Below are 25443 nucleotides of genomic sequence, written 5' to 3' on the forward strand. Positions count from 1 at the left end.
GCGATCGGTGAGCGAAACTCACCTGTAGTTATCTATCCACCGCGGCAGCCGCAGCTCTAGCGGCGCCGCCCTCTCAGTTTCGACTTCCTGATCAGCCCTTCATATTGATGGGCGAGCAGGTAGCCTTGAACTTGCGCCACCGTATCCATGGTGACACTGACTACGATCAAAAGCGACGTACCACCAAAGTAGAACGGCACCGACGCGTAGGAAATCAGTATTTCGGGTATCAGGCAGACGATCGCAAGATAAATCGCACCGACGACCGTGATCCGCGACAGCACATAGTCGATATATTCCGCGGTGCGTTCACCAGGGCGGATGCCCGGAATGAAACCGCCATGTTTCTTCAGATTGTCAGCCGTCTCGGTCGGGTTGAAGACGATCGCGGTATAGAAGAAGGCGAAGAACACGATCATCGCGAGATAGAGCACGAGGAACAGCGGCCGGCCATGGCCGAGCTGAGTCGTGATCCACTGGAACCATTCCGGCCCCTTCCCGGCATTGAAGTTGGCGACGGTGGTCGGCAGCAAGAGCAGCGAGGACGCGAAGATCGGCGGAATCACACCCGAGGTGTTCAGCTTCAGCGGCAGATGCGAAGACTGGCCCTCGAACATCTTGTTGCCGACCTGACGCTTCGGATACTGGATCAGCAGCCGGCGCTGCGCGCGCTCCATGAACACGATGAAGGCAATCACGGCGACCGCCATCACGATGACGATCAGGATAAGACCGGTCGACAGCGCGCCCTGGCGGCCGAGCTCGAGCATGTTCGCGAGCGCCGTGGGCAGCTCAGCCACGATGCCGGAGAGAATGATGAGCGAGATACCGTTGCCGATGCCGCGCGAGGTGATCTGCTCGCCCAGCCACATCAAGAACATGGTGCCGCCAGTGAGCGTCACCGCCGTGGAGAGGCGGAAGAACAGGCCGGGGTCGGTGACGACGTTGCCGGCGCCTTCGAGACCGACCGCGATACCATAGGACTGGAACGCGGCAAGCAGCACCGTGAGGTAGCGGGTGTACTGGTTCAGCGTCTTGCGGCCAGCCTCGCCCTCCTTCTTCAGCGCCTCGAGCTGCGGCGACACCGTGGTCAAGAGCTGGATGATGATCGACGCCGAGATGTACGGCATGATGTTCAGCGCAAAGATCGCCATGCGGTGGATGCCGCCGCCAGCGAACATGTTGAACATGCCGAGAATGCCGCCGGCCTGGGTGCGGAACACCTGCTCCCAGACGTTGGGATCGATGCCGGGCAGCGGGATGTAGGTGCCGAGCCGGTACACCAGCAGCGCACCCAAGGTGAACCAGATGCGCTTCTTGAGTTCGTCGGCCTTGGCCAGCGCGCCGAAGTTAAGGTTGGCCGCCAATTGTTCCGCTGCTGAGACCATCTTTGACTTTCTCCCGCCGGCCCTGCGACGTCATGCTCGCGCGACGCGAGACATCAGGCAGGCGCCGGACAGTATTTGGTGCTCGGCCTTTGATAAGTCCATCGCAAATCCTGCGTCGTCGCCCGCGAAGGCGAAGAATGACGCAGAATTTACGCCGCCTCGCCCTCTTCCTTCGCAGGTGCGAGGACCTTGACCGTACCGCCGGCCTTCTCGACCGCGGCGATCGCCGACTTCGAGGCGCCGTGCACCTCGACATTCACCTTCGACTTGATCTCGCCCCGCCCGAGCAGCCGCAGGCCCGCTTTCGCGCGCCGGAGCACGCCGGCCTTCACCAGCGCTTCGGCGTTGATCACGCTGCCCGCATCGAGCTGCTTGGCGTCGATCGCCTGCTGGATACGGTCGAGGTTGACTTCGGCGTACTCGACCCGGAACACGTTGTTGAAGCCGCGCTTGGGCAAGCGGCGGTGCAGCGGCATCTGGCCGCCTTCAAATCCCTTGATGCGCACGCCCGAGCGCGCGGTCTGCCCCTTGCCGCCGCGGCCCGAGGTCTTGCCTTTGCCTGAACCGATGCCGCGGCCGACGCGCATGCGCTTTTTGCGCGAACCGGCGTTGTCGGCGATCTCGCTGAGCTTCATCGCCCTTCTCCTTGTCTCACTACTTCTCGTCGACGATGCGGACGAGATGTTGAACCTTTTCAATCATGCCGCGAACCGCCGGCGTATCCGGCAGTTCGGCGGTGCGGCCGATCCGATTGAGCTTCAGCCCGATCAGCGTCGAACGCTGCGAGTGGTGGCGGCGGATCGGGCTGCCGGTCTGCTCGACCCTGATGGTCTTTGCGGCCATGGTCCTAAACTCCGAAAGCTTGAATTAGTCCGCCGCCGCCTCGGCATCGCCGCCGACGCGACGAGCCTGCAGCGTGGAGACCTTGATGCTGCGGCGCGCCGCGACCGAGCGCGGCGAATCCTGGTTCTTCAGCGCGTTGAAGGTCGCGCGCACCATGTTGTACGGGTTGGACGAGCCGATCGACTTCGCCACCACGTCCTGAATGCCGAGAGTCTCGAACACCGCGCGCATCGGACCGCCGGCGATGATGCCGGTACCGGCGGGGGCGGCACGCAGGTAGACGCGGCCCGCGCCGTGGCGGCCGGCGATGTCATGATGCAACGTGCGGCCTTCACGCAAAGCGACCCGGGTCAGGTTGCGCTTGGCGGAGTCCGTTGCCTTGCGGATCGCCTCCGGCACCTCGCGCGCCTTGCCGTGGCCGAAACCGACCCGGCCCTTCTGGTCGCCGATCACGACCAGCGCCGCAAAGCCGAAGCGCTTGCCGCCCTTGACGACCTTCGCCACGCGATTGATGTGGACCAGCTTGTCGACGAACTCGCTGTCGCGCTCCTCGCGCTCCCTGCTCCGTTCGCGTCCGCCGCGTTCGCGTTCCGCTGCCATAGCTCTTTCCAATCTCTAGAGAGGCCTTCGCCTCTGTCCTATCCGTTCAGTTCGTTTTGAGCATGATCCTGTCGGAAAACCGGTACCCACTTTTCCGGATCATTCTCGTTAGAAGCTCAACCCGCTCTCGCGCGCCGCGTCCGCGAGCGCCTTGACGCGCCCGTGATAGAGATAGCCGCCGCGATCGAACACCACTTCCGTGACGCCGTTCTTCACGGCGCGTTCCGCCAGCAACTTGCCGACGGCCTTGGCCGCATCGATGTTGGCGCCGGTGTTGCCGCTTGTGCGCATTTCCTTCTCGAGCGACGAGGCCGAAGCCAGCGTCTCGCCCTTCAGGTCGTCGATCACCTGCGCGTAGATGTGCTTCGACGAGCGGAACACGCTCAGCCGCGGACGGCCATTGGCCGAGCGCCGCAACGCCAGGCGCACGCGCTGCTTGCGCCGGGCATTCGTGACCTTGTTTCTGGACATGACCGGCTCCGTTACTTCTTCTTGCCTTCCTTGCGGAAGATGAATTCGTCGACATACTTCACGCCCTTGCCCTTATAGGGCTCCGGCGGACGGAAGGCGCGGATCTCGGCGGCCACCTGGCCGACGCGCTGCACGTCGTTGCCGCTGACCGTGATCTCGGTCGGCTTCGGCACCGCGATCGAGATACCCTCCGGGATCGGATAGATCACGTCGTGGCTGTAGCCGAGCGCGAGCTGCAGGTTCTTGCCCTGCATCGCGGCGCGGTAGCCGACGCCGGTAATCTCGAGCTTCTTCTCGAAGCCCTTGGTGACGCCGGCCACCAGGTTGGCGATCTGCGCTCGCGCCGTGCCGTAAAGCGCACGCGCACGGTTGGTCTCGTAGCGCGGCGCGACCTTCACGGCGCCGTTCTCGAACTTCACCTCGACGTCGTCATGGACGACGAACTGAAGCTGGCCCTTCGGCCCCTTCATCTTGACGGTCTGCCCTTCGACGGTCGCGGTCACACCGGACGGCACCGCCACGGGCTTTTTGCCAATGCGTGACATGGCGTAAAAATCCTTCCTCAGAACACCGTGAAGAGAACTTCGCCGCCCACATTCGCCTCGCGCGCTTCGTGGTCAGCCATGATTCCCTTCGGCGTCGACAACACCGAAATGCCGAGCCCGTTGTTGACCCGCGGCAGGTTCTTCACCGAGGTGTAGACCCGCCGGCCCGGCTTGGAGACCCGCTCGATCTCGCGGATCACCGGCTCGCCATCGAAATACTTCAGCTCGATCTCGAGCTCGTTGCGTCCCGAGGGGTGCTCGACCGTGGCGTAGCCGCGAATGTAACCTTCCGACTTCAGCACATCGAGCACGCTCTGGCGCATCTTCGAGCCCGGAGACGTCACCTTGGACTTCGAGCGCATCTGCGCGTTGCGGATGCGGGTGATCAAATCGCTGATCGGATCGTGCGTTGACATCGTGCGACCCTCCTTACCAGCTCGACTTCACGAGCCCGGGAACCAGGCCCTTGGAGCCGAGTTCGCGCAGCGCGATGCGGGAGAGCTTGTTCTTGCGGTAGTTGGAGCGCGGACGCCCCGTCAGCTCGCAGCGGTTGCGGATCCGCGTGGCCGAGGAATTGCGCGGCATATCCGCGAGCTTCAAGGTCGCTGCGAAACGCTCTTCCATCGGCTTGGTCTTGTCGGCGATGATCGCCTTCAGCCTCGCCCGCTTGGGCGCGGCATTCTTGGCCATCCGCTTGCGCCGGTTGTTCTTCTCGACTGAACTCTTCTTTGCCATGCTTGGCTCCTAGGTATCCGCGTTTGAGACGCTTCTCGTCAGCGTCTCACTGCCGGAACGGGAAATTGAAAGCGGTCAACAGGGCACGTGCCTCGTCGTCGGTGCGCGCGGTGGTGCACACGGTGATGTCCATGCCCCAGGACTCCCCGGCCTTGTCGAAATCGATCTCCGGGAAAATGATGTGCTCCTTGATGCCGAGCGAATAGTTGCCGCGGCCGTCGAAGCTCTTCGGGTTCAACCCGCGGAAGTCGCGCACGCGCGGCAGCGCGACGTTCACGAGCCGGTCAATGAACTCGTACATCCGTGCCTTGCGCAGTGTGACCTTGCAGCCGATCGGCTGGTTCTCGCGCAGCTTGAACGTCGCGATCGCACCCTTGGAATAGGTCACCACGGCCTTCTGGCCAGCGATCAGCGACAGGTCGGCCGCCGCCGTCTCCGCCTTCTTGCGGTCGTTCACGGCCTCGCCGACGCCCATGTTGAGCACGACCTTGTCCAGCCGCGGCACCTGCATGACATTGCTGTAGCCGAACTTCTCGGTCAGCATGGATTTGATCTTGCGATCATACTCCGCGCGCAGGCGCGGCACGTAAGCGGTCTCAGCCATCGATCTCAGCTCCCGAGCTCTTGGCGATGCGGACTTTCTTGCCGTCCGCGTGAATCTTGAATCCGATGCGCGTCGGCTTACCGTCCTTGCCGAGATACGCGATGTTGGACAGGTGGATCGGCGCCTCCTTGGAGATGATGCCGCCCTCCTGGGACTGGGTCTGCTTTTGGTGGCGCTTCACCACGTTGACGCCGCGGACCAGCGCGGTGCCTTCCGCGGGGCGCACCTCGAACACCTCGCCGGTGCGACCCTTGTCGCGGCCGGTCAGCACGATGACCTTGTCACCTTTGCGAATCTTGGCAGCCATCACAGCACCTCCGGCGCCAGCGAAATGATCTTCATGTGGTTCTTGGCGCGCAGCTCGCGCGGCACCGGCCCGAAGATACGGGTGCCGACCGGCTCCTGCTGGTTGTTGATCAGCACCGCGGCGTTGCGGTCGAAACGGATCACCGAGCCGTCGGGCCGGCGGATGTCCTTGCGGACCCGCACCACGACGGCCTTCATCACGTCGCCCTTCTTCACCTTGCCGCGCGGAATCGCTTCCTTGATGGACACGACAATGACGTCGCCCACGGTGGCATAGCGGCGCTTGGAGCCCCCGAGCACCTTGATACACATGACACGGCGTGCACCGGAATTGTCGGCCACGTCGAGGTTGGTCTGCATCTGAATCATTGATGCACCTCGTCCTCTTCAATCTGTCGCGCAAACAGCTTGCGCTTTGAACTTTCAAAAAAGCCGGCCCGGCCACCTAAAGCCGGAGCCCGCCTCAGGCGGTTTTCTTTTGTTCGCCCCGGATCACAGTCCAGCGCTTCAACTTCGAGATCGGCTTGCTCTCCTCGATCCACACGGTGTCGCCCGGCTTGAACTCGTTGTTCTCGTCGTGCGCGTGGTAGTTCTTGGAGCGGCGGATCGTCTTCTTGTAGATCGGGTGGGTGAAGCGGCGATCGACGCGCACCACCACCGTCTTGGCTTGCTTGTCGCTGACGACCACACCCTGCAGCGTACGTTTCGGCATAGGTTGTCCCTTACTTCTTCTTCGCGCGCTGTTCGGCGGCGATGGTCTTGATGCGGGCGATGTCGCGGCGCGCCTCTTTCAGCCGCGAGGTGTTCTCGAGCTGCCCGGTGGCGCGCTGAAAGCGCAGGTTGAAACGCTCCTTCTTCAGATTGAGAATGGCATCCTCCATCTGGTCGGGGCTCATCGCGCGAATGTCGGCAACTTTCATCTGGGCCATGAGCATTACTCCGCAATGCGCTCGACGAAGCGCGTCTTGATCGGCAGCTTGGCGGCGGCGAGCCCCAGGGCCTCACGCGCGGTCTGGTTATTGACGCCGTCGATTTCGAACAGCACGCGGCCGGGCTTCACCCGCACCACCCACAATTCCGGCGAGCCCTTGCCGGAGCCCATGCGGACTTCGGCCGGCTTCTTCGACACCGGCACGTCCGGGAACACACGGATCCAGACGCGGCCGGCGCGCTTCATGTGACGGGTGAGCGCACGGCGGGCGGCCTCGATCTGGCGCGCTGTGACACGCTCCGGCTCCAAGGCCTTCAGGCCGAACTGGCCGAACGACAACGTCGCGCCCGAAGACGCGACGCCGTGGATCCGGCCCTTATGCGCCTTCCGGAACTTCGTTTTCTTTGGTTGCATCATGGCTTTAAGCCCTCAAACTCTTCTTTGCCTTAGGCGGCGTCGCGGCGCTGCCGCGTGCTGCTCTCGCCCTCGGCCATCCGCTTGTCCTGCGCCATCGGATCGTGCTCGAGGATCTCGCCCTTGAAGATCCAGACCTTCACGCCGCAGGTGCCGAAGGTCGTGAACGCGGTGGCGACACCGTAGTCGATGTCCGCGCGTAGGGTGTGCAGCGGCACCCGGCCCTCGCGATACCACTCCATGCGCGCGATTTCCGCACCGCCCAGGCGGCCCGAGCAGTTGATACGGATGCCTTCGGCGCCCAGCCGCATCGCCGACTGCACCGCGCGCTTCATCGCGCGGCGGAACGCGACGCGACGCTCAAGCTGCTGCGCGATCGATTCGGCGACGAGTGTCGCATCGAGCTCAGGCTTGCGAATCTCGACGATGTTGATGACGACATCCGACGAGGTGATGTCGGCGACCTTCTTGCGCAGCTTGTCGATGTCGGCGCCCTTCTTGCCGATCACAACGCCCGGACGCGCCGAGTGGATGGTGACGCGGCACTTCTTGTGCGGGCGCTCGATGACGATGCGCGCGACCGCGGCCTGCTTCAATTCCTTGTGCAGGATCTCGCGGATCTTGACGTCCTCGTGCAGCAGCTTGCCGTACTCGGCCTTGCCGGCGAACCAGCGCGAGTCCCAGGTCCGGTTGATGCCGAGACGCAAGCCGATCGGATTGATCTTCTGACCCATCTTATTCTCCTACGCCTCGTCTTACGCGCTCGCCTCGACCTGACGAACCACGATCGTCAGCTGCGAAAACGGTTTGAAAATGCGACCCGAACGGCCACGGCCGCGCGGAGCGAAACGTTTCATCACGATGCCGTTGCCGACGAACGCTTGCGAGACCACGAGATCATCGACGTCGAGGTCGTGGTTGTTCTCGGCATTCGCAATCGCCGACTCCAGGCACTTCTTCACGTCGACCGCGATCCGCTTGCGCGAGAACTGCAGGTCGGCGAGCGCGGCAGAGGCCTTGCGGCCGCGGATCATCTGCGCGACCAGGTTGAGCTTCTGCGGGCTCACCCGCAGCATCCGGGCGACCGCCTTGGCCTCATTGTCCGCGAGGGCGCGTTGGCGCTTTGGTTTGCTCATGGCTTAATCCTCAAGCCTTCTTGGCTTTCTTGTCGCCCGAATGGCCGTGGAAGGTCCGGGTCGGTGAGAACTCGCCGAACTTGTGACCGACCATTTCCTCGTTGACCGAGACCGGCACGTGCTTCTGGCCGTTGTAGACGCCGAAGGTCAGCCCGACGAACTGCGGCAGGATGGTCGAGCGGCGGCTCCAGATCTTGATCACGTCATGACGGCCGGAGGCGCGCGCCGCATCTGCCTTCTTCAGCAGCGACGCTTCGACGAACGGGCCTTTCCAGACTGAACGAACCATGTCCGGCGTTCCTTACTTCTTCCGCTTGTGGCGGCTTAGGAGAATGAATTTGTCGGTCGACTTGTTGGAGCGGGTCTTCTTGCCCTTGGTGGGCTTGCCCCATGGGGTGACCGGATGACGGCCGCCCGAGGTGCGGCCTTCGCCGCCGCCGTGCGGGTGATCGATCGGGTTCATGGCGACGCCGCGGTTATGCGGCCGGCGGCCGAGCCAGCGCTTGCGTCCCGCCTTGCCGATCGAGATGTTCATGTGATCGGGGTTGGACACCGCGCCGATGCTGCCGCGGCAGCGGCCGTGCACCAGACGCTGCTCCCCGGAGTTCAGGCGGAGAATGACGTAGTCCTGGTCGCGGCCGACGATCTGGGCATAGGTGCCGGCGGAACGCGCGAGCTGACCGCCCTTGCCGATCTTGGTCTCGATATTGTGCACGATGGTGCCGACCGGCATGTTGCCGAGCGGCATGACATTGCCCGGCTTCACGTCGACATAGTTGCCGGCGATGATCGTGTCGCCCACGGCCATGCGCTGCGGCGCCAGGATATAGGCCTGCTCGCCGTCCTGGTACTTGATCAGCGCGATGAAGCCGGTGCGGTTCGGATCATATTCCAGCCGCTCCACGGTCGCGGGGACATCGACCTTGTTGCGCTTGAAGTCGACCAGGCGATAGGCCTTCTTGTGGCCGCCACCCCGGAAGCGCACGGTGATGCGGCCGTTGTTGTTGCGTCCGCCGGTCGACAGCTTGCCCTCGGTCAGGATCTTGACCGGCTTGCCCTTGTAGAGCGCCGAGCGATCGACCGTGACCAGCTGGCGCTGACCCGGGGTCGTGGGATTGTAGTTTTTAAGTGCCATGACCGTTTCGCCTTAGAGTCCGGTGGTCACGTCGATACGGTGGCCCTCTTCGAGGGTCACGATCGCGCGCTTTGAGTCCGACTGCGAACCGAAATTGCCGCGGAACACCTTGGTCTTGCCCTTGCGCACCAGCGTGTTCACGCTCTTCACCTTGACGTCGAAGAGCTTCTCGATCGCTTCCTTGATCTGCGGCTTGGTCGCCTTCGCGGCGACCTTGAACAGGACCTTATTGTGCTCGGACGCCATCGTGGCCTTTTCGGTCACGACCGGTGCGATGATCACGTCGTAATGGCGGGGCTCGATATTCTTCATTTGAAGCGCGCCTCCAGCGCATCGATCGCCGCCTTGGTCAGCACCAGCTTCTGACGGCGCAGAATGTCGTAGACGTTGATGCCCTGGATCGGCAGCACGTCCATGTTCGGGATGTTGCGAGCGGCGGCGGCAAAGCCGTTATGCAGCTCGGCGCCGTCGATGATCAGCGCATTGGTCAGCCCCAGGCCGGAGAAATGTCCGACCAGCGCCTTGGTCTTGGCGGCCTCGAGCTTCGCCTCCTGCAGCACAACCAGGTCGCCGTCCTTGGCCTTGGCCGAGAGCGCGTGCTTGAGCGCGAGCGCGCGGACCTTCTTCGGCAGGTCGGTGGCGTGCGAACGCACCACCGGACCGAAGGCACGACCGCCACCTCGGAACTGCGGCACGCGGGCCGAGCCGTGACGGGCACCGCCGGTGCCCTTCTGCTTGTACATCTTCTTGCCGGTGCGCCAGATCTCGGCGCGGCCCTTGACCTTGTGCGTGCCGGCCTGGCGCTTGTTGAGCTGCCACTGCACGCAGCGGGCGATGATGTCGGCACGCGGCTCGAGACCGAAAATCTCGTCCGAGAGCGTGACCGAACCCGCTTCCTTGCCTTCGAGAGTCGTGACTTTCAGTTCCATTTCACGCTCCCTGCTCGGCCGGCGCTTCGGCCGCCTGTTCGCCCGAGCCCGCGACCTTGAACTTGCCGGGCTTCGGCGCATCCTTCGGCAGCGGCTTCTTGATGGCGTCGCGCACCCTGATCCAGCCGCCCTTGGAGCCGGGAACGGCGCCTTCGACCAGGATCAGGCCGCGCTCGACGTCGGTCTGCACCACACGCAAGTTCAGCGTGGTGATACGATCGACACCCATGTGGCCGGGCATCTTCTTGTTCTTCCAGGTCTTGCCGGGGTCCTGACGGCCGCCGGTCGAACCGATCGAACGGTGCGAGATCGACACACCGTGGGTCGCGCGCAGACCGCCAAAGTTCCAGCGCTTCATGCCGCCCGCGAAACCCTTACCGATCGAGGTGCCGGTCACGTCGACGAACTGGCCGACCACGAAGTGATCGGCCTGGATCTCCGCGCCGACCGGGATCAGCGCATCCTCGGACACGCGGAATTCCGCGACCTTGCGCTTCGGCTCGACCTTGGCGACCGCGAACTGGCCGCGCTCGGCCTTCGGCATGTAGACCGTCTTGCGGGCGCCGGCGCCGAGCTGCAGCGCGACATAGCCGTTCTTGTCCTTGGTGCGGTGGCCCAGCACCTGGCAATTGCCCAGCTTCAGCACGGTCACCGGGATATGTTCGCCGGTCTCTGTGAAGACCCGCGTCATCCCGACCTTTTGTGCGATCACTCCGGAGCGCATCGGTGTGCTTCCTGTCCTTAACTGTCCGCTTCATGACAAGCGGACGGAATTGAAATTCTTAGAGCTTGATCTCGACGTCGACGCCGGCGGCCAGATCGAGCTTCATGAGAGCATCGACGGTCTGCGGTGTCGGATCGACAATATCGAGAAGGCGCTTGTGGGTGCGCATCTCGAACTGCTCGCGGCTCTTCTTGTCGACGTGCGGCGAACGGTTGACGGTGAACTTCTCGATGCGGGTCGGCAGCGGAATGGGTCCGCGAACCTGCGCGCCGGTCCGTTTCGCCGTGTTCACGATCTCACGGGTCGACGTATCGAGGATCCGATGGTCGAACGCCTTGAGCCGTATGCGAATATTCTGGCCGTTCATTGCCATTTGCTTTCTTTAAGTCGGTGGTGGACAGCGAGCGGCCGATTTTCATCGGCTACTCGCTACCCCTATTCGTTAGTTTGCTTACTCGATGATCGCGGCAACGACGCCGGCGCCGACGGTGCGGCCGCCTTCACGGATGGCGAAGCGCAGCTTCTCTTCCATCGCGATCGGCACGATCAGGTGCACTTCCATGTTCACGTTGTCGCCCGGCATCACCATTTCGGTGCCTTCCGGCAGATGCACGACTCCGGTCACGTCGGTGGTGCGGAAATAGAACTGCGGACGATAGTTGGTGAAGAACGGGGTGTGACGACCGCCCTCCTCCTTGGTGAGGATGTAGGCCTCGGCCTTGAACTTGGTGTGCGGCTTGACCGAACCCGGCTTGCACAGCACCTGGCCGCGCTCGACTTCCTCGCGCTTGGTGCCGCGAAGCAGCGCACCGATGTTGTCGCCCGCCTGCCCCTGATCCAGCAGCTTGCGGAACATTTCGACGCCCGTGACGGTGGTCTTCTGAGTCGGACGCAGACCGACGATCTCGATTTCCTCGCCGACCTTGATCACGCCGCGCTCGACACGGCCGGTCACCACGGTGCCGCGGCCGGAGATCGAGAACACGTCTTCGACCGGCATCAAGAAGGGCTGATCGACCGGACGCTCGGGCTGCGGAATGTACTCGTCGACATTGCGCATCAGCTCGAGGATCGCGTCGTGACCGAGCTTCTTGTCGGAGTCTTCAAGGGCGGCCAGCGCCGAGCCCTTGATGATCGGGATCTTGTCGCCCGGGAACTCGTACTTCGAGAGCAGCTCGCGCACCTCGAGTTCGACGAGCTCGAGCAGCTCCGGATCGTCGACCATGTCGCACTTGTTGAGGAACACGACGAGCGCGGGCACGCCGACCTGACGGGCGAGCAGGATGTGCTCGCGGGTCTGCGGCATCGGGCCGTCAGCAGCCGACACGACCAGGATCGCACCGTCCATTTGGGCCGCGCCGGTGATCATGTTCTTCACATAGTCGGCGTGGCCGGGGCAGTCGACGTGCGCATAGTGACGCTTCTGGGTCTCGTACTCGACGTGGGCGGTCGAGATGGTGATGCCGCGCGCCTTCTCTTCCGGCGCCTTGTCGATCTGGTCGTACGCCGTGAACGTTGCACCGCCGGTTTCCGCCAAGATCTTGGTGATCGCCGCCGTCAGCGACGTCTTGCCGTGGTCGACGTGACCGATCGTTCCGATGTTGCAGTGCGGTTTGGTACGTTCAAACTTTGCTTTGGCCATTTGACTCTCCGTTCAATCGCTAGCTTGCAGCTACCGACAATCAGGCAAACTTCTTCTGGACTTCTGCCGATACGTTCGCCGGCGCTTCCGCGTAGTGGTCGAACTGCATCGTGAAGGTTGCGCGCCCCTGGCTCATCGAGCGCAGGTTATTCACGTAACCGAACATGTTCATGAGCGGCACCATCGCACTGATGACGTTGGCGTTGCCGCGCATGTCTTGACCCTGGATCTGCCCGCGCCGCGAGTTGAGGTCGCCGATGACGGAGCCGGTGTAGTCTTCCGGCGTCACCACCTCGACCTTCATGATCGGCTCGAGCAGAACGGACTTGCCCATCTGCAGCGCCTCGCGGAAGCAAGCGCGCGTTGCGATTTCGAAGGCCAGCGCCGATGAGTCGACGTCGTGGAACTTGCCGTCGATGAGCTGCACCTTCACGTCCACCACCGGGAAGCCCGCGACAACGCCCGAGCCCAGCACGCTCTCGAGGCCCTTTTCGACACCCGGAATGTATTCCTTCGGCACCGCACCGCCGACGATCTTCGATTCGAACTCGTAGCCCTTGCCCGGCTCGTTCGGCTCGACGACGAGGGTCACCGCGGCGAACTGACCGGTACCGCCGGTCTGCTTCTTGTGGGTGTAGCTATGCTCGACCCGCCTGGTCACCCGCTCACGGAACGCCACCTGCGGCGCGCCGATATTGGCGTCGACCTTGTAGGTACGCTTCAGGATATCGACCTTGATGTCGAGATGGAGTTCGCCCATGCCCTTCAGAATGGTCTGGCCGGACTCGTGATCGGTCGACACCCGGAACGACGGATCCTCGGCGGCGAGCTTGGCGAGCGCGATGCCCAGCTTTTCCTGGTCCGCCTTCGACTTCGGCTCGATCGCGATCTCGATCACCGGCTCCGGGAATTCCATTTTTTCCAGGATCACGGGATGGTTGGGGTCGCACAGCGTATCGCCGGTGCGCGCTTCCTTCAGGCCCGCCAGCGCGACGATGTCGCCGGCATAGGCTTCCTTGATGTCCTCGCGGTTGTTCGCATGCATCAACAGCATGCGCCCGATCCGCTCCTTCTTCTCGCGGGTCGAGTTGATGACGCCGGTGCCCGACGCCAGCACGCCCGAATAGATGCGGCAGAAGGTGATGGTGCCGACAAACGGGTCGTCCATGATCTTGAACGCGAGCAGCGACAGCGGCTCCTTGTCGTCGGCCTTACGCACGACCTCGTTGCCCTTGTCGTCGGTGCCCTTGATCGCGGGCACGTCGAGCGGGGACGGCAGGTAGTCGACAACGGCATCGAGCAGCGGCTGCACGCCCTTGTTCTTGAACGCCGAGCCGCACAGCACCGGATAAAACGCGCCCGAGAGCACCGCTTTACGGATCAACCTCTTCAGCGTCGCCTCGTCCGGCTCCTTGCCTTCGAGATAGGCGGTCATGGCGTCGTCATCGAGCTCGACGGCGGCCTCCACCAGCTTCTCGCGATACTCCTTGGCCTGGTCGGCGAGATCGGCGGGGATGTCGACATAGTCGAATTTCGCGCCGAGCGACTCGTCGTTCCAGACAATACCCTTCATCTTCACGAGGTCGACGACGCCCTTGAAGTTGTTCTCGGCACCGATCGGGAGCTGGATCGCGACCGGCTTGGCACCCAGGCGATCGACGATGTCGGACAGGCACTTGAAGAAGTCGGCGCCGGTCTTGTCCATCTTGTTGGCGAAGACGATGCGCGGAACCCTGTACTTGTCGCCCTGGCGCCAGACGGTTTCAGTCTGGGGCTCGACGCCCTGGTTGGAATCGAGCACGCATACGGCACCGTCCAGCACGCGAAGCGAACGCTCGACCTCGATGGTGAAGTCGACGTGGCCGGGCGTGTCGATGATGTTCAGCCGCTTGCCGTTCCAGAACGCGGTGGTCGCAGCGGAGGTGATGGTGATGCCACGCTCCTGCTCCTGCTCCATCCAATCCATCGTCGCGGCACCTTCGTGCACTTCGCCGATCTTGTGGCTCTTGCCGGTGTAATAGAGGATGCGCTCGGTGGTCGTGGTCTTACCGGCGTCGATATGCGCCATGATACCGAAGTTGCGGTAGTCCTCGATGGCATGTTGACGGGGCATGGAGCTATTCCTTCAAATTCCGTTCGTCCGCTGACATCACCAGCGATAATGCGAGAAGGCGCGGTTGGCTTCCGCCATGCGGTGCACGTCCTCACGCTTCTTGACGGCGTTCCCCCTGTTGTTCGACGCGTCGAGCAGCTCCGCCGAGAGCCGCTCGGTCATGGTCTTCTCGTTGCGGTCGCGCGCAGCCGCGATCAGCCAACGAATCCCCAGGGCCTGCCGGCGCACCGAGCGAACCTCGACCGGAACCTGGTAGGTGGCACCGCCGACGCGGCGGGAGCGCACCTCGATCGTCGGCATGACGTTTTCCAGCGCCTGCTCGAAAACCGTCAGCGGGTTCTGCTTGGTCTTGTTCTCGATGATGCCGAGCGCGCCGTAGACGATGCTTTCGGCGACCGACTTCTTCCCGGCATACATCACCGAGTTCATGAACTTCGTAATGATGATGTTTCCGAACTTCGGGTCCGGAAGCACTTCACGCTTTTCGGCAGAATGGCGACGCGACATCTGTTCGTTTCTTTCCTCGTCATGGCCGGACTTGCCCCGGCCATCCACGACTTAGTTCCTTGCTCGAGGTCCCGGGGTCTCACTTCGTTCGCCCGAGAATGACCTTCGCTACGCTCCGGCCACTTATTTCGGACGCTTGGCGCCGTACTTCGAACGGCGCTGCTTACGGTTCTTGACGCCCTGGGTATCGAGGACGCCGCGGAGAATGTGGTAGCGAACGCCAGGCAGGTCCTTGACACGGCCGCCGCGGATCATCACCACCGAGTGCTCCTGCAGGTTATGGCCCTCGCCCGGGATGTAGCCGATCACCTCGAAGCCGTTGGTCAGGCGCACCTTGGCGACCTTGCGGAGCGCCGAGTTCGGCTTCTTCGGGGTCGTCGTATAGACGCGCGTGCACACGCCGCGCTTCTGCGGCGACTGCTGCAGCGCCGGCACCTTCTTGCGCGACTTCTGCACCACGCGCGGACTTGCGATCAGTTGGTTGATCGTCGGCATCTTGGCCTTCACCTTCCAGTTCGCGCGAAACCGATCGGCTTCGCAAAAATCTCTCGTTCGGGGTTACCCGCCCCGGCGGTTTCGAGGGTTACCCGCCCCCGCCGGGCTCCGCTTCTTGCGAAAAACAATCGCGCAAAGCGAAATCGCGCCAACCGCTCATCGCTGAGCGGAAAGCGCTTCGACGCCACAGAGGACCGCGGTTTATTGACCTAACAGCATGTGCTGTTCGGCCCGCCACCGAGGTCATGCATCCGAATTCAATCTCAAGAGGACGTGCTCTAGAGAACTAAAATCGTCCTGGCATTGCCTAGCTATTTGCGACAGCGTTTGAGCGGCATTCGTCGAGGTTGGTGCCCATCCATGCCACCGGGGGCGGGATGGGTGTTCCGTGCCGACGCTGGCGTTGCTCACCGCCTGTCGTTAAGTGGGCGCGTTGTATAAGCGTGAAATAGGCAAGTCAAGGCGAAACCACAAGTCAAGGAGAATGGGAGAAGCGCCTTTCGCAGTTATGGAATTGACTGCTTCGCAAACATGCAACCGAGGGTCGAGGCCATCCTAGCCGCCTACACCTTTACTTTAAAGCATTCGAGATCTTAAGGCATTCGACTTGGCGCTCGATATCGACCTGATCCACCTTTTTTAACCCGGAATTATATGGCCAGACCCGCGCAAAAATCCCTGGTCATCGCGATAGGCCGTGCCTGGCATCGCCAGGCACCAAGGCCAGCAAGCCGACGCCGCCCGCCGCCGCGAAGATAGCGCCATAATAGAACACGGACTCGTGGCCGATTCGGTCCCATAACAATCCGGCAACCACACTCGCAAAGAGCTGCAGGAGTCCGACGGTGGTGCTGTACCAGCCGACGCCACTGGCGCGTAGCGATTCGGGTACGAGGTCGGCGGCCAGGGCCTTGCCCACCGCGCGGAACATGCCCTGATACAGCCCATACAGCACGAACAAGGCGCCGATCAGCATGACATCCCGTGTCAGCGCAAAGCCGAGATAGGTGATGAAGAACACCGCAAAGGCGGCGAGCAGCAGATTGCGACGGCCCCAGCGGTCGGACATGGCGCCCGCCGGATAGGAGATCAAGGCCGCCACCAGGTTGAAGGCGGCGTAGATCAGGATCGTGGCTTCCAGCGAGACCCCGGCATCTCTCGTCTGCAGAATCAGGAACGCGTTGGAAGAATTGCCGACGCCAAATACGGCGGTTGCCAGCAGGTATTTGCAGTAACGGCGCGGAAATCGCCCCAGGTTGACGTCGATCCTGGCCTTTGCGGCGATCGCGACCTGCCGCTCAGTCACCAGCAGCACCATCAGAAGGGCGAGCAATCCGGGAATCACCGCGACATAGAAGATGCTGCGCAGCTCAAGGTGAACCGCATAGAGCAGGAAGAGCGCGACCAGGGGCCCGAGGAATGCGCCGGCATTGTCGCCCAGGCCTTCCAGGCCGAAGGCCCTGCCCCTGTCACGTTCCTCGACGGAGGAGGCAACAAGGGCATCGCGGGGCGCGGAGCGCGTGCCCGCCCCGATGCGATCGAGCAGTCGCGCGGCGAACAGGCCTTCCCAGACCGTGGCCAACCCCATCAGCGGCTTGGCCAGCGCAGCCAGCAAATAGCCGGCGAGTGCTACCGGCTTGCGCCTCTGCAGACGATCGGACATTGCCCCGGAGAACCCCTGTACGATGTTCTGGGTGGCCTGGGCAAAACCGTCTACGAGGCCGACGATGCTGCCGGTCGCGTGCAGCACTTGGGTGAGAAAGACCGGCAAGACCGGATAGAGCATCTCGGTAGAGATGTCGGCGAACAGGCTGGAGAGCGCGAGCAGAAAGGTGTTGCGCGACAGTCCTGCGAAATAGCGCTGGAACAGGACGGCCATGGAGCCCTCGTTTAGGATGTCAGGGCAAGCGCCATGCCGCCGCAGGCACTTGCGATGACGACCACAAGCGGCGGCGCCCGCCACGCGATCAGCAGCACGAAACCGACCAGGGCGATCGCGAAATCAGGCGGCGCCTTCACGCTTGAGGTGAAGACCGGGTTGTAAAGGGCCGCCCCGAGAATGCCGACCACGGCGGCATTGACCCCGCGCATGGCGGCCTGCGCGTCCGGCCGCATCCGGAATGCGTCCCAGAACGGCAGCATGCCGAGGAGAATCAGGATTCCCGGAAGGAATATGCCGATCAGGCCGAGTGCCGCGCCGGCGACGCCGTGCGGCTCCGGCCTGACGACGGTGCCGAGATAGGCGGCGAAGGTAAAGAGCGGTCCCGGCACCGCCTGCGCCGCGCCGTAGCCGGCGAGAAAGGCATCGTCGCTGATCCAGCCTGGCGTGACGAAGGCTTCACGGAGCAGCGGCAGCACCACGTGGCCGCCCCCGAACACCAGCGCGCCGGAGCGATAGAAGGCCGCGAACAGATCGAGCCCGCCGGCCCGCGAATGGCCCGATACGGCCAGGACCCCGACCAGAAGGATGAAGAAAGCGGCAAGCGCCGCTACGCCAGCGCGGCGCGAGACCGGCATGCTGACATGCCCGCCGGTCGGCGGGGGGGCGCCGCGGCAGAGGCAGAGGCCTGCCAGCGCGCCGAGCAGGATCGCCGCGATCTGCGCGACTGAGGCGGTGCTGAAGAGAATGATGAGGGCGGCAACGGCCGCGATCGAGGCGCGCTCGCGATCGGGACAAAGTGAACGCGCCATGCCCCAAACCGCCTGCGCGACAATTGCAACCGCGACGAGCTTGAGGCCGTGCAGCAAGCCCGTGCCGAGCGGGCCGCCTAGCGAGGCCGCGCCATAGGCAAACAGCACCAACACGATGGCTGACGGCAGAGTGAAGCCGGTCCATGCCGCCAGCCCGCCGAGATAGCCGGCCCGCATCAGACCGATGGAGAAGCCGACCTGGCTGCTCGCAGGCCCCGGCAGAAATTGGCACAACACAACCAGATCGGCATAGGCCTGCTCGTCGAGCCAGCGCCGGCGCGTGACGAACTCATCACGAAAATAGCCGATATGCGCGATCGGTCCGCCGAAACAGCTCAAGCCCAGCCTGAGAAAGACCGAGAGGACCTCGAGGGCGGCCCCCTTCCCCGAAGCCTCCGACTGCCGCGGTTGAGCAATGCCTGCCATCGAACCCCCTTCTTCGCGGTCATGCCGCTCCGGCTTCGTCAGGCGTAGTTGAAGAGCGCCATGAAGCCGAAATCCATATGCAGTTGCTGATGACAGTGAAATAAAGTCGATCCGGGATTGTCGGCAACGAAGTCGAATTCCGCCTCCTGAAAGCCGCCGAGCATCACCACATCCTTGATCACGCCCGCCATCGGCTTTCCGCCGACGCGAACGAGTTCGAAGCTGTGTCGGTGCAGATGCAGCGGGTGAATGTCGTCGCTGGCGTTGCGGAATTTCAGGCGATAGCGCCGCCCCTTTTCGATCGTATAGGCGGGCTTGAGGCTGTCCATCGAAAACGCCTCGCCATTGAGTGTCCACTGGTTGAAGCCGCCGAGCGCCGCATTGTGCTTGACGATCGTAAACTCCATCGTCTCGTCAGGCGCTGCGGGCGAAGCGTTTGCCTTGCCGAACCGGCTGTAGTCCCAGCGGAACGGCTTCGGCTTGCTCCACTGCGGTTTGCCCTTGTGGCCAGCATATTCGACGACGATGCCCATCCCGCGGTTTCGATCGTCGTCGGCGAGATCGCCCATGATCCAGACGCCGGGATGCTTCATTTCGACGATGGCGGAAACGCGTTCGGCAGTCCCGATCCAGAGCAGCGGCACCTCGGCCTCGGTTGGCACCGGATTGCCATCCAGGGCGACGACATTGAAGCTATGTCCCGGCAGCGCAAGGCTGCGTATCTCGCCCGCGCTGGCATTGAGCACATGAAAGAGCACCCGCTCGCCCTGCTTGACACGGATGGGCTCACCATGGCCCAGCATCCTGCCATTGACGGAGAACAGGTCGTAGCTGACTTCGTAACCCTTCGCCTTTTCTTTCGCCGCCGGGTCGGCGGCCTTGCCGATGTCCTGCAGCGCCTTGATCGGCTCGCCGACCAGCGCCTCCATCGGCATGTCACCGCCATGACTGAAAGAGGGCTCGAACTCCTTCAAGACCAGGAAGATTTCCTGGTCGTAGGCACCGGGATTGTTGCGCGGCTCGATGTAGACCGGGCCGGCCTGGCCCGTATAGGTGCCGCGATCGAGATCACTGCCCGCTACAACATGGGTGTGATAGAAGCGAAAGCCCGAGGGCTTCGGGGTGAACGCAATCCTGCGCATGCCATGGGGAGGCACGAAGGGCGTGCCCTCCTCGGCCGCACCGTCCACCTCGCTCGGAATCATCTGCCCGTGCCAGTGAACGAGCTCCGGCGCATCGGTGTCGTTGTGAACGTCGACGACGACGCGCTGCCCCTCGTGGAAGCGCAGCAGTGGTCCTGGAAACTGTCCATTGTAGAGCGTAGTCGAGACGATGTGGTCGGGAGCGAGCTCAACCAGGCCATTGGCAATTCGTAAGGTGTAGTCAGCCTTCTCATTATCCGGCTCCTCGGCCCTCGCGAGCCGCGGCCACGCGCCCGCGAGCGGCACCAGGGCGGCGCCTTTGAGCAAATTGCGGCGGTCAATCGACACGGTTGCCTCCAATTCGTTCACTCACGGCCCCCCGCCCGGATCATGCTAACGCCCGAGATTATCGAAGGTCGATATCGTGGACCGATTTTGATATTCGGGGGAAGCAACATCTGGTGACCAGAATGTTCGGACACCGAGCAGGCTCCTTGCGGAACGAGCACCGCGGCTTGTTTCGAGCAAGAGGGCGAATATCGTGAGACGCGGCTGGGGGCGGCGCCCGCAATGGCTAAAATGAGGCATCAGGATCTGTTCAAGGGTCTGATCCGGCTCCACATCCTGCACCACGCCTCCGAAGGCGAGTTCTACGGCCAGTGGATGATCCATGAGCTTGCGCGACATGGCTACGTGCTCAGCCCCGGGACGCTTCATCCGATGCTGCACGGCCTCGAGCGCGGCGGTTTACCTGAAGTCACGAAAGCAACGTCCGGGACGCTCCTTCAGGCGCGTCTATCGGGCGACCGCACTCGGGCGCGAGGCCAATCGGCTGGCGAAGATCAGGGTTCGCGAGCTGACGGGCGAATTGCACGGCTCAAAACGACCTTGACGCATGGGCGTGTGGACCCGCTGGCGAAATAACGACGCATCCCTGTTATCCGTGGCGCGCGTAGCGGCGGGTCAGTCCTCGTCGTCATCATCGTCGTCTTCGTCGTCTGCGTGATCCGCACCGTGCTGCGCGTGGCTTTGGTCGTCCCAGAGCTTGCGATAGACGCCGTTCTTCGCCAGGAGCTCCTGATGCGAGCCGCGCTCGATCGCCTTGCCACCCGAAACCACGATAATTTCGTCCATATCCACCACCGATGTGAGGCGATGGGTTGACCAGATCAGCGTTCGCCCCTTGGCTAGCTTGAGCAGCGTGCGGTTGATTGCGGCTTCCGTAGTCTGATCGAGCGCCGAGGTCGCTTCGTCAAGCAGCAGCACCGCAGGATCGCGGATGATCGCGCGCGCAATCGCGATACGCTGGCGCTGGCCACCTGAGAGCGTATCGCCGCGTTCGCCCACCACCGTGTCGTATTTCTGCGGCAGGCTCATGATGTAGCGATGGATCTCGGCCTTGCGCGCAGCCTCGACCACCTCCTCGTCCGTTGCATCCTCCTTTCCGAGCCGGATGTTCTCGCGGATCGACATGTTGAACAGCATGTTTTCCTGAAACACCACCGCCATGCAGCCGCGCAGCGACGCTCGGGTGACCTTGCGAATGTCGATGCCGTCGATGGTGATCCTCCCCTCGTCCGGCACGTAGAGGCGAAGGACCAGATTCAGCAGCGTGCTCTTGCCCGAGCCGCTGGGGCCCACGATCGCGATCGTCTTGCCGACGTCGAGTCGGAGCGAGAAATCGTCCAACACCGGCGTCAGCGCACCCTCATATTGGAAGGTCACGTGATCGAAGCTGATATCATGGGTGATGCCCGGCAGATCCGGCGCACCGGGCCGGTCGGCGCCACGCGTCGGCTCGTCCAGCAGTTCCTGGATGTGACGCACCGCCGCGGCCGAAGAGATCGACACCGGGATGAAATGCATCACATGGGCGATGTTGTAGGACACCTCCCAGAACGCGCTCTCGAAGGTGACGAAGGTGCCGACGGTGATCTGGCCCTTGGTCGCGAGATAGGCGCCGATCGCCAGCACGACCAGGTGCAGCAGCAGCACCGCGATCGTCACGGTACGCTCGACCATGGTCGACAGGAACGTGGCCGACGCGATCTTGCGGCGCGCCTCGTCGTTGCGGAAGCGGAACCAGCCGAAGGCTTTACGTTGTAGGCTGAAGGCCTTCACCACCGCTTGCGCGGCGATATTCTCCTGCAGCATGCCGAGCAGCGCGGATTCGTTGAGCTTCTGTTCGTAATTCGCCTGCACCGCCTTGGGCGTGAGAATGCGCGGGCCGATCAGCGTAATCGGGAACACGAGCAAGGCCACTACGGCAAGCTGCCAGTTCAAGAACAGCATCAGGATGATGCCGGCGATCAATTCGAGAAACGGCAGCGCCGCGCTGTTGGAAAAGCCTTTGACCGATCCCTCGAATGCGGACATGTCGACGGAAAAGCGCGACAGGATTTCGCCGCGCTTGGTGCGCGCGAAAAATGCGGCCGGCAGATTCTGGACATGCTCGAACAAGCGGGTGCGCACATCTGAAATCAGCGCCGCCGCGAGCCTTGCGTCCCATCTTTCGTACCAGACAGCTACGATCGAGGTGAAGATGCCGGCTGCCGCCAGCACGCCCAGGATGCGGTAAAGGGCCTGGAAATCCTCCTCGCCCAGCGCATCATCGATCAGGAACTTGAGGCTGAGCGGCATGATGACGTTGAAGAGCGTCTCGACGACGACGCCGAGGCTGACGAATGCCAGTGTCTTCTTGTAGTTGCTCAAGAAGGGTTTGACGAAACCGTAGATGGTCGCGAGTGCACCGGCGGCTTCCTTCGCGCTGAAAACGACGAGGTCTTCGTCCTCATCGTCCTCGAGTTCCAATGCCTCGTCCTCATCGTCCTCCTCCGGCTCGTCGGAGGGCGGCTTCGCCGGATGCTTTTCGACGACGCGCATGGGCGCGCTTTTTTGGACGCCGAACCGCTCATCCGGCTCCGGCGCGTCCAGAGCGCTCAGGATCTCTTTTTCCGACAATGAAGGCTTGGGCGCCATTCGACCAACCGATGCTGCACGGCCGGCACGACCGCAAACAGGGGAAAGCGCGCCACCGCAATAATTCCATGCGATCGCGCGCGATCAACAAAACTAATACGGCAATGCGACGACGAGGTTATTCCTCGTCGTCGACCTTGTCGAAGAACGAGTAGCGCAGGCTCTCGGCGTCCGCATACCACTGACCGGGTCCCTTGTTCGCGGCAAGGGTCGCGGCCCATAGCGCGTCGCTGCAGTCGTGGCGATGCATGGAGAGATCGAAACCGTTGCTGAAAAACAGTTCAGACCATTCCCACCAGGTGCCGAGCTTCTTCACCCCGCGCAAGAGATCGTAGCGGTCGATCAGGGCAGGCGCCATGTCCGAGGTGACCGATCCGAAGATGAGACCTGTCTCGATCACGCGATTGAGTTCGCGAATGGCGCGAGGAACCTGCTTTTCGGTGACGTGGCACAGACTGGTCTCGAATACAAAATCGAACTCGCCGTCGTCGAATGGCATATCGACGATCGATCCGAACTTATTGAACGGCTTCAGCGCCTCCGGCGTCTTGGCGTGGACGAAGCGGTTGTTCTCGATCCCCCAGGCATCGATGCCGCGCTCACGCAGCGCGCCCACCAATTCGCCGCTGGCGGAGCCGGCAACCAGAAGCCTAAAGCCCTTGTCCCGGCCCCAGACGATCTTGATCAGCTCGCTCAGATACGCGGGATCGGTGAACTGCCGCCACACGTCGCGATACGGGCCGAGCCCCCGGTAATTCTCGAAATAGTCGTGATCGATCTTGTCGGACAGCGCCTTGCCGTCCTGCGCGCGCGCGCGGCGCAGGCGCATCATCTCGGTGACGATGATGTCGGTCGCGGCATCCGAGGAATCGAGCAGCCCGTTCAGGGTCGAATCGAACAGATAGTCGCCGACCAGCACCAAGCCCGGATGCTCCTTCGGCTCAGGCCGGTGATTGGTCATAACGTCCCGCACCGGCAGCCCGCCCGGGATCGCATTCACCGACGACAGCCAGCGATGCACCTTGCCTTCCATGAAGTGCGCGCGGGCATCGCCGAGCGAGGCCGGCAGCGACTTCAGCGCCGCCGTGATCAGCTCCTCGTCGCTGAGATTGGCGAAGGCCAGCGCGTCGGAACCGGGGATCAGGAAGTTGAGCACACCGTGCCTGCCGACATCGTGGCGCGCGCCTTCATTATAGACGCAGCAGCCGCCGAAGGCCTCCGACATGAACCAGGCGCCCGTGATCTTTTCGCCCCAGAACGGCTCGTCGAACAGCAGCGATGCGCGCAGATAATGCGCCGGCCGGTCGAAATAGGCGATGTGCTTGACCATCGACTTGCGCAGGGTCTCGCCCTCCCAGCCCAATGTCGCGAGCCAGGAGTGCGGCAGGCACATCAGCACGAGGTCGAATTCCCGCGTCTCCGGTCCCTTGCCGTTCATCATGTTGAGCCGGTAGCGGCCGGATGCGGCCTTGCCGACCTTGAGGACGCGATGATTAAGCTGAATGTCCGCATCGACCTCGGACTGCAGGCACTCGATCAACTGCTCGTTGCCGTTCTGGATCGAGTACAGGCCGATATAGCCGTCGATATCCATCACGAAATTTTTCAGCGCGTTCAGGCCGCTGGTATTGTGGCTTTCGGTCGCGATGTCGGAGCGGGCCATCACCTTGAAAAAGCGCCTGGCGGTCTCGTCGTCGACTTCCCTGTCGAGCAGTTCCTCCGCCGTGATCTGGCTCCACGGATGCTCGTTGTCGTGCGCACCGACGCCTTCGTAATATTCGATCGGAGAGATCATCTCGGCGCAGCGCCTGCGGAAGGCTTCGATGGCCTCCGCAGTCTTAGCGCCGTATTTGCGACGCATGCCGGGCAGATCGCTGAGAAGTTCACCATCGAGCTGGACCTGCTCGGCATCTATCGGAATCGTCTGCAGGCCGAAATGCTGAATTAGCTCGCGCAGGGGATCCGGCCCCGTCATCGAGTAATCGTAAATCTCCGCAACCCCCGCCTCATACATCGCAGGAGCCGAATCGAACTTGCGCGTCACGATCTTGCCGCCAAGGCGGTCGGACGCCTCGAAGATCGTGACGCGGCACAGGTTTCCCAGTTTCCGCTTCAGATACCAGGCGCTCATCAGGCCCCCGGGCCCGCCTCCGACGATTGCAAGATCAAGCATGGTTGTTCCGTGGTTGCCGGCCGCTCCCCCAGGAACTTCCGGTCTAAGTCAAAACAGCAAAAGCGCTTTTGAGCCTGAAGGAAAGATGAACAAACCCTGCTGCCGCAGCGCACAATTGGAGAAGCAGGATGAATATAGGTTCTTTTGCCGCCTTTTTCGGCCGATCCGTAGTCATACGGAGGCATCACGGAGGCGTTTCTCCGGAGAACCGGAACCGCCCCGCCTGGCTGGGTGCATCCCGCCTGCCGGTTCGCGCGCCGTCAGGCCCGCCGAACACTCAAGGCCTGCGCGCCGGTCCAAATGAAAAGCCACCGGCGGGGCATCGCCGGTGGCTTTTGGAGGTTTAGCAAAAAGTAGTGACGTCTCCCCGAGACTAAGCTGCCGTCAAACGATTTGACCGGCTACCTGCAGAGGACAGTATGTTATCAGATTATATGAGTAAATAAGGTTTTGAAGAAAGCGTTATTCTTCCGGCGCGGTGTGGCGTTTCGGCATCACGGAAGGAGGACACGAG

Annotated in this window: 33 protein-coding genes; 1 reads left to right on the forward strand and 32 read right to left on the reverse strand. The window is 62.7% G+C overall.

The window, feature by feature from the left end:
- Positions 1–56: 56 nt before the first annotated feature.
- From secY to F758_RS50850, 30 genes are all read right to left on the reverse strand, one after another.
- On the reverse strand, positions 57–1388 hold the full coding sequence (secY, locus tag F758_RS0117205) for a preprotein translocase subunit SecY (protein WP_024509026.1): 1332 nt from the start codon (positions 1386–1388) through the stop codon (positions 57–59).
- 149 nt (positions 1389–1537) lie between these two features.
- On the reverse strand, positions 1538–2023 hold the full coding sequence (rplO, locus tag F758_RS0117210; RefSeq protein WP_024509027.1) for a 50S ribosomal protein L15: 486 nt from the start codon (positions 2021–2023) through the stop codon (positions 1538–1540).
- A 19-nt stretch (positions 2024–2042) separates the two neighbouring features.
- Entirely contained in the window at positions 2043–2231 is a 189-nt protein-coding gene (gene rpmD / locus F758_RS0117215) for a 50S ribosomal protein L30 (RefSeq protein WP_024509028.1), read from the reverse strand.
- A gap of 24 nt (positions 2232–2255) precedes the next feature.
- Complete coding sequence (rpsE, locus tag F758_RS0117220) at positions 2256–2831, reverse strand: 30S ribosomal protein S5 (protein WP_024509029.1); 576 nt, start codon at positions 2829–2831, stop codon at positions 2256–2258.
- Positions 2832–2939: 108 nt separating this feature from the next.
- Entirely contained in the window at positions 2940–3302 is a 363-nt protein-coding gene (gene rplR / locus F758_RS0117225; RefSeq protein WP_024509030.1) for a 50S ribosomal protein L18, read from the reverse strand.
- 11 nt (positions 3303–3313) lie between these two features.
- Positions 3314–3847 carry a 50S ribosomal protein L6 gene (rplF, locus tag F758_RS0117230; RefSeq protein ID WP_024509031.1) on the reverse strand — a complete coding sequence of 178 codons (534 nt, stop codon included), beginning with the start codon at positions 3845–3847 and terminating at the stop codon, positions 3314–3316.
- Between the two features lie 17 nt (positions 3848–3864).
- Positions 3865–4263, reverse strand: coding sequence for a 30S ribosomal protein S8 (gene rpsH / locus F758_RS0117235; protein WP_024509032.1), 399 nt, complete (start codon positions 4261–4263; stop codon positions 3865–3867).
- Positions 4264–4276: 13 nt separating this feature from the next.
- Positions 4277–4582 carry a 30S ribosomal protein S14 gene (gene rpsN, locus F758_RS0117240; RefSeq protein WP_024509033.1) on the reverse strand — a complete coding sequence of 102 codons (306 nt, stop codon included), beginning with the start codon at positions 4580–4582 and terminating at the stop codon, positions 4277–4279.
- A 46-nt stretch (positions 4583–4628) separates the two neighbouring features.
- A complete protein-coding gene (gene rplE, locus F758_RS0117245) occupies positions 4629–5186 on the reverse strand; it encodes a 50S ribosomal protein L5 (RefSeq protein WP_035722323.1) in 558 nt (185 codons plus the stop codon).
- The gene (gene rplX, locus F758_RS0117250; protein ID WP_024509035.1) at positions 5179–5493 is read right to left on the reverse strand and encodes a 50S ribosomal protein L24; all 315 of its coding nucleotides are present in this window, start codon (positions 5491–5493) and stop codon (positions 5179–5181) included. The genes rplE and rplX overlap by 8 nt, the downstream gene beginning before the upstream one ends.
- On the reverse strand, positions 5493–5861 hold the full coding sequence (gene rplN, locus F758_RS0117255; protein WP_024509036.1) for a 50S ribosomal protein L14: 369 nt from the start codon (positions 5859–5861) through the stop codon (positions 5493–5495). Before rplN ends, rplX begins: the two co-directional genes overlap by 1 nt.
- Before the next feature lie 94 nt (positions 5862–5955).
- Positions 5956–6204 carry a 30S ribosomal protein S17 gene (gene rpsQ / locus F758_RS0117260; protein WP_024509037.1) on the reverse strand — a complete coding sequence of 83 codons (249 nt, stop codon included), beginning with the start codon at positions 6202–6204 and terminating at the stop codon, positions 5956–5958.
- A gap of 10 nt (positions 6205–6214) precedes the next feature.
- Positions 6215–6421 carry a 50S ribosomal protein L29 gene (rpmC, locus tag F758_RS0117265; RefSeq protein WP_024509038.1) on the reverse strand — a complete coding sequence of 69 codons (207 nt, stop codon included), beginning with the start codon at positions 6419–6421 and terminating at the stop codon, positions 6215–6217.
- Positions 6422–6426: 5 nt separating this feature from the next.
- Positions 6427–6840 carry a 50S ribosomal protein L16 gene (rplP, locus tag F758_RS0117270; protein ID WP_024509039.1) on the reverse strand — a complete coding sequence of 138 codons (414 nt, stop codon included), beginning with the start codon at positions 6838–6840 and terminating at the stop codon, positions 6427–6429.
- A 29-nt stretch (positions 6841–6869) separates the two neighbouring features.
- Complete coding sequence (gene rpsC, locus F758_RS0117275) at positions 6870–7571, reverse strand: 30S ribosomal protein S3 (RefSeq protein WP_024509040.1); 702 nt, start codon at positions 7569–7571, stop codon at positions 6870–6872.
- Between the two features lie 21 nt (positions 7572–7592).
- The gene (gene rplV, locus F758_RS0117280) at positions 7593–7973 is read right to left on the reverse strand and encodes a 50S ribosomal protein L22 (RefSeq protein WP_024509041.1); all 381 of its coding nucleotides are present in this window, start codon (positions 7971–7973) and stop codon (positions 7593–7595) included.
- A gap of 10 nt (positions 7974–7983) precedes the next feature.
- Positions 7984–8262, reverse strand: a complete 279-nt coding sequence (rpsS, locus tag F758_RS0117285) for a 30S ribosomal protein S19 (protein ID WP_024509042.1) — start codon at positions 8260–8262, stop codon at positions 7984–7986.
- 12 nt (positions 8263–8274) lie between these two features.
- Positions 8275–9108 (reverse strand): 50S ribosomal protein L2, encoded by an 834-nt coding sequence (gene rplB / locus F758_RS0117290; protein WP_024509043.1) that lies wholly within the window; start codon positions 9106–9108, stop codon positions 8275–8277.
- A 12-nt stretch (positions 9109–9120) separates the two neighbouring features.
- Complete coding sequence (locus F758_RS0117295; protein WP_024509044.1) at positions 9121–9420, reverse strand: 50S ribosomal protein L23; 300 nt, start codon at positions 9418–9420, stop codon at positions 9121–9123.
- Positions 9417–10037 (reverse strand): 50S ribosomal protein L4, encoded by a 621-nt coding sequence (gene rplD / locus F758_RS0117300; RefSeq protein WP_024509045.1) that lies wholly within the window; start codon positions 10035–10037, stop codon positions 9417–9419. The genes F758_RS0117295 and rplD overlap by 4 nt, the downstream gene beginning before the upstream one ends.
- Position 10038: 1 nt before the next feature.
- On the reverse strand, positions 10039–10761 hold the full coding sequence (gene rplC / locus F758_RS0117305; protein ID WP_024509046.1) for a 50S ribosomal protein L3: 723 nt from the start codon (positions 10759–10761) through the stop codon (positions 10039–10041).
- Between the two features lie 58 nt (positions 10762–10819).
- Positions 10820–11128 (reverse strand): 30S ribosomal protein S10, encoded by a 309-nt coding sequence (gene rpsJ, locus F758_RS0117310; RefSeq protein WP_002712302.1) that lies wholly within the window; start codon positions 11126–11128, stop codon positions 10820–10822.
- Positions 11129–11212: 84 nt separating this feature from the next.
- Complete coding sequence (gene tuf, locus F758_RS0117315) at positions 11213–12403, reverse strand: elongation factor Tu (RefSeq protein WP_024509047.1); 1191 nt, start codon at positions 12401–12403, stop codon at positions 11213–11215.
- A gap of 40 nt (positions 12404–12443) precedes the next feature.
- Positions 12444–14516 carry an elongation factor G gene (gene fusA / locus F758_RS0117320; protein WP_024509048.1) on the reverse strand — a complete coding sequence of 691 codons (2073 nt, stop codon included), beginning with the start codon at positions 14514–14516 and terminating at the stop codon, positions 12444–12446.
- A 36-nt stretch (positions 14517–14552) separates the two neighbouring features.
- Positions 14553–15023, reverse strand: a complete 471-nt coding sequence (gene rpsG, locus F758_RS0117325; protein WP_024509049.1) for a 30S ribosomal protein S7 — start codon at positions 15021–15023, stop codon at positions 14553–14555.
- A 123-nt stretch (positions 15024–15146) separates the two neighbouring features.
- A complete protein-coding gene (rpsL, locus tag F758_RS0117330; protein WP_011473880.1) occupies positions 15147–15518 on the reverse strand; it encodes a 30S ribosomal protein S12 in 372 nt (123 codons plus the stop codon).
- 682 nt (positions 15519–16200) lie between these two features.
- On the reverse strand, positions 16201–17397 hold the full coding sequence (locus F758_RS0117335; RefSeq protein ID WP_024509050.1) for an MFS transporter: 1197 nt from the start codon (positions 17395–17397) through the stop codon (positions 16201–16203).
- A gap of 11 nt (positions 17398–17408) precedes the next feature.
- Positions 17409–18635 (reverse strand): chromate efflux transporter, encoded by a 1227-nt coding sequence (chrA, locus tag F758_RS0117340; protein WP_035722326.1) that lies wholly within the window; start codon positions 18633–18635, stop codon positions 17409–17411.
- A gap of 38 nt (positions 18636–18673) precedes the next feature.
- The gene (locus F758_RS0117345; protein ID WP_024509052.1) at positions 18674–20125 is read right to left on the reverse strand and encodes a multicopper oxidase family protein; all 1452 of its coding nucleotides are present in this window, start codon (positions 20123–20125) and stop codon (positions 18674–18676) included.
- 45 nt (positions 20126–20170) lie between these two features.
- Positions 20171–20464 carry a hypothetical protein gene (locus F758_RS50850; protein ID WP_198026522.1) on the reverse strand — a complete coding sequence of 98 codons (294 nt, stop codon included), beginning with the start codon at positions 20462–20464 and terminating at the stop codon, positions 20171–20173.
- Between F758_RS50850 and F758_RS44125 the strand changes: the two genes are divergently transcribed.
- Positions 20441–20701: a hypothetical protein gene (locus tag F758_RS44125; RefSeq protein WP_283805867.1), complete on the forward strand. Its 261-nt coding sequence runs from the start codon at positions 20441–20443 to the stop codon at positions 20699–20701. The genes F758_RS50850 and F758_RS44125 overlap by 24 nt on opposite strands.
- Positions 20702–20740: 39 nt before the next feature.
- Here F758_RS44125 and F758_RS0117355 read toward each other — a convergent pair whose 3' ends face one another.
- Both F758_RS0117355 and F758_RS0117360 read right to left on the reverse strand, forming a co-directional pair.
- Positions 20741–22756: an ABC transporter ATP-binding protein gene (locus F758_RS0117355; RefSeq protein WP_024509053.1), complete on the reverse strand. Its 2016-nt coding sequence runs from the start codon at positions 22754–22756 to the stop codon at positions 20741–20743.
- Positions 22757–22874: 118 nt separating this feature from the next.
- Positions 22875–24929 carry an FAD-dependent oxidoreductase gene (locus tag F758_RS0117360; protein ID WP_024509054.1) on the reverse strand — a complete coding sequence of 685 codons (2055 nt, stop codon included), beginning with the start codon at positions 24927–24929 and terminating at the stop codon, positions 22875–22877.
- Between the last annotated feature and the right edge of the window lie 514 nt (positions 24930–25443).

Origin of the sequence: Bradyrhizobium sp. ARR65, from assembly GCF_000472385.1 — a bacterium.
Classification (GTDB): domain Bacteria; phylum Pseudomonadota; class Alphaproteobacteria; order Rhizobiales; family Xanthobacteraceae; genus Bradyrhizobium.

What these genes read in the sequence shown, in the direction of transcription:
- rpmC (WP_024509038.1), bottom strand. Translation starts at nt 6,421, where the DNA reads ATGGCCCAGATGAAAGTTGCCGACATTCGCGCGATGAGCCCCGACCAG.
- rplX (WP_024509035.1), bottom strand. Translation starts at nt 5,493, where the DNA reads ATGGCTGCCAAGATTCGCAAAGGTGACAAGGTCATCGTGCTGACCGGC.
- rplC (WP_024509046.1), bottom strand. Translation starts at nt 10,761, where the DNA reads ATGCGCTCCGGAGTGATCGCACAAAAGGTCGGGATGACGCGGGTCTTC.
- chrA (WP_035722326.1), bottom strand. Translation starts at nt 18,635, where the DNA reads ATGGCAGGCATTGCTCAACCGCGGCAGTCGGAGGCTTCGGGGAAGGGG.
- rpsN (WP_024509033.1), bottom strand. Translation starts at nt 4,582, where the DNA reads ATGGCAAAGAAGAGTTCAGTCGAGAAGAACAACCGGCGCAAGCGGATG.
- tuf (WP_024509047.1), bottom strand. Translation starts at nt 12,403, where the DNA reads ATGGCCAAAGCAAAGTTTGAACGTACCAAACCGCACTGCAACATCGGA.
- rpsL (WP_011473880.1), bottom strand. Translation starts at nt 15,518, where the DNA reads ATGCCGACGATCAACCAACTGATCGCAAGTCCGCGCGTGGTGCAGAAG.
- F758_RS44125 (WP_283805867.1), top strand. Translation starts at nt 20,441, where the DNA reads ATGATCCATGAGCTTGCGCGACATGGCTACGTGCTCAGCCCCGGGACG.
- F758_RS0117355 (WP_024509053.1), bottom strand. Translation starts at nt 22,756, where the DNA reads ATGGCGCCCAAGCCTTCATTGTCGGAAAAAGAGATCCTGAGCGCTCTG.
- rpsE (WP_024509029.1), bottom strand. Translation starts at nt 2,831, where the DNA reads ATGGCAGCGGAACGCGAACGCGGCGGACGCGAACGGAGCAGGGAGCGC.
- rpsJ (WP_002712302.1), bottom strand. Translation starts at nt 11,128, where the DNA reads ATGAACGGCCAGAATATTCGCATACGGCTCAAGGCGTTCGACCATCGG.
- rplE (WP_035722323.1), bottom strand. Translation starts at nt 5,186, where the DNA reads ATGGCTGAGACCGCTTACGTGCCGCGCCTGCGCGCGGAGTATGATCGC.
- rplD (WP_024509045.1), bottom strand. Translation starts at nt 10,037, where the DNA reads ATGGAACTGAAAGTCACGACTCTCGAAGGCAAGGAAGCGGGTTCGGTC.
- F758_RS0117295 (WP_024509044.1), bottom strand. Translation starts at nt 9,420, where the DNA reads ATGAAGAATATCGAGCCCCGCCATTACGACGTGATCATCGCACCGGTC.
- rpsS (WP_024509042.1), bottom strand. Translation starts at nt 8,262, where the DNA reads ATGGTTCGTTCAGTCTGGAAAGGCCCGTTCGTCGAAGCGTCGCTGCTG.
- rpmD (WP_024509028.1), bottom strand. Translation starts at nt 2,231, where the DNA reads ATGGCCGCAAAGACCATCAGGGTCGAGCAGACCGGCAGCCCGATCCGC.
- fusA (WP_024509048.1), bottom strand. Translation starts at nt 14,516, where the DNA reads ATGCCCCGTCAACATGCCATCGAGGACTACCGCAACTTCGGTATCATG.
- rpsQ (WP_024509037.1), bottom strand. Translation starts at nt 6,204, where the DNA reads ATGCCGAAACGTACGCTGCAGGGTGTGGTCGTCAGCGACAAGCAAGCC.
- secY (WP_024509026.1), bottom strand. Translation starts at nt 1,388, where the DNA reads ATGGTCTCAGCAGCGGAACAATTGGCGGCCAACCTTAACTTCGGCGCG.
- rplV (WP_024509041.1), bottom strand. Translation starts at nt 7,973, where the DNA reads ATGAGCAAACCAAAGCGCCAACGCGCCCTCGCGGACAATGAGGCCAAG.
- F758_RS50850 (WP_198026522.1), bottom strand. Translation starts at nt 20,464, where the DNA reads ATGTCGCGCAAGCTCATGGATCATCCACTGGCCGTAGAACTCGCCTTC.
- rpsG (WP_024509049.1), bottom strand. Translation starts at nt 15,023, where the DNA reads ATGTCGCGTCGCCATTCTGCCGAAAAGCGTGAAGTGCTTCCGGACCCG.
- rpsH (WP_024509032.1), bottom strand. Translation starts at nt 4,263, where the DNA reads ATGTCAACGCACGATCCGATCAGCGATTTGATCACCCGCATCCGCAAC.
- rplR (WP_024509030.1), bottom strand. Translation starts at nt 3,302, where the DNA reads ATGTCCAGAAACAAGGTCACGAATGCCCGGCGCAAGCAGCGCGTGCGC.
- rplP (WP_024509039.1), bottom strand. Translation starts at nt 6,840, where the DNA reads ATGATGCAACCAAAGAAAACGAAGTTCCGGAAGGCGCATAAGGGCCGG.
- rplB (WP_024509043.1), bottom strand. Translation starts at nt 9,108, where the DNA reads ATGGCACTTAAAAACTACAATCCCACGACCCCGGGTCAGCGCCAGCTG.
- rpsC (WP_024509040.1), bottom strand. Translation starts at nt 7,571, where the DNA reads ATGGGTCAGAAGATCAATCCGATCGGCTTGCGTCTCGGCATCAACCGG.
- rplO (WP_024509027.1), bottom strand. Translation starts at nt 2,023, where the DNA reads ATGAAGCTCAGCGAGATCGCCGACAACGCCGGTTCGCGCAAAAAGCGC.
- rplN (WP_024509036.1), bottom strand. Translation starts at nt 5,861, where the DNA reads ATGATTCAGATGCAGACCAACCTCGACGTGGCCGACAATTCCGGTGCA.
- F758_RS0117360 (WP_024509054.1), bottom strand. Translation starts at nt 24,929, where the DNA reads ATGCTTGATCTTGCAATCGTCGGAGGCGGGCCCGGGGGCCTGATGAGC.
- F758_RS0117335 (WP_024509050.1), bottom strand. Translation starts at nt 17,397, where the DNA reads ATGGCCGTCCTGTTCCAGCGCTATTTCGCAGGACTGTCGCGCAACACC.
- rplF (WP_024509031.1), bottom strand. Translation starts at nt 3,847, where the DNA reads ATGTCACGCATTGGCAAAAAGCCCGTGGCGGTGCCGTCCGGTGTGACC.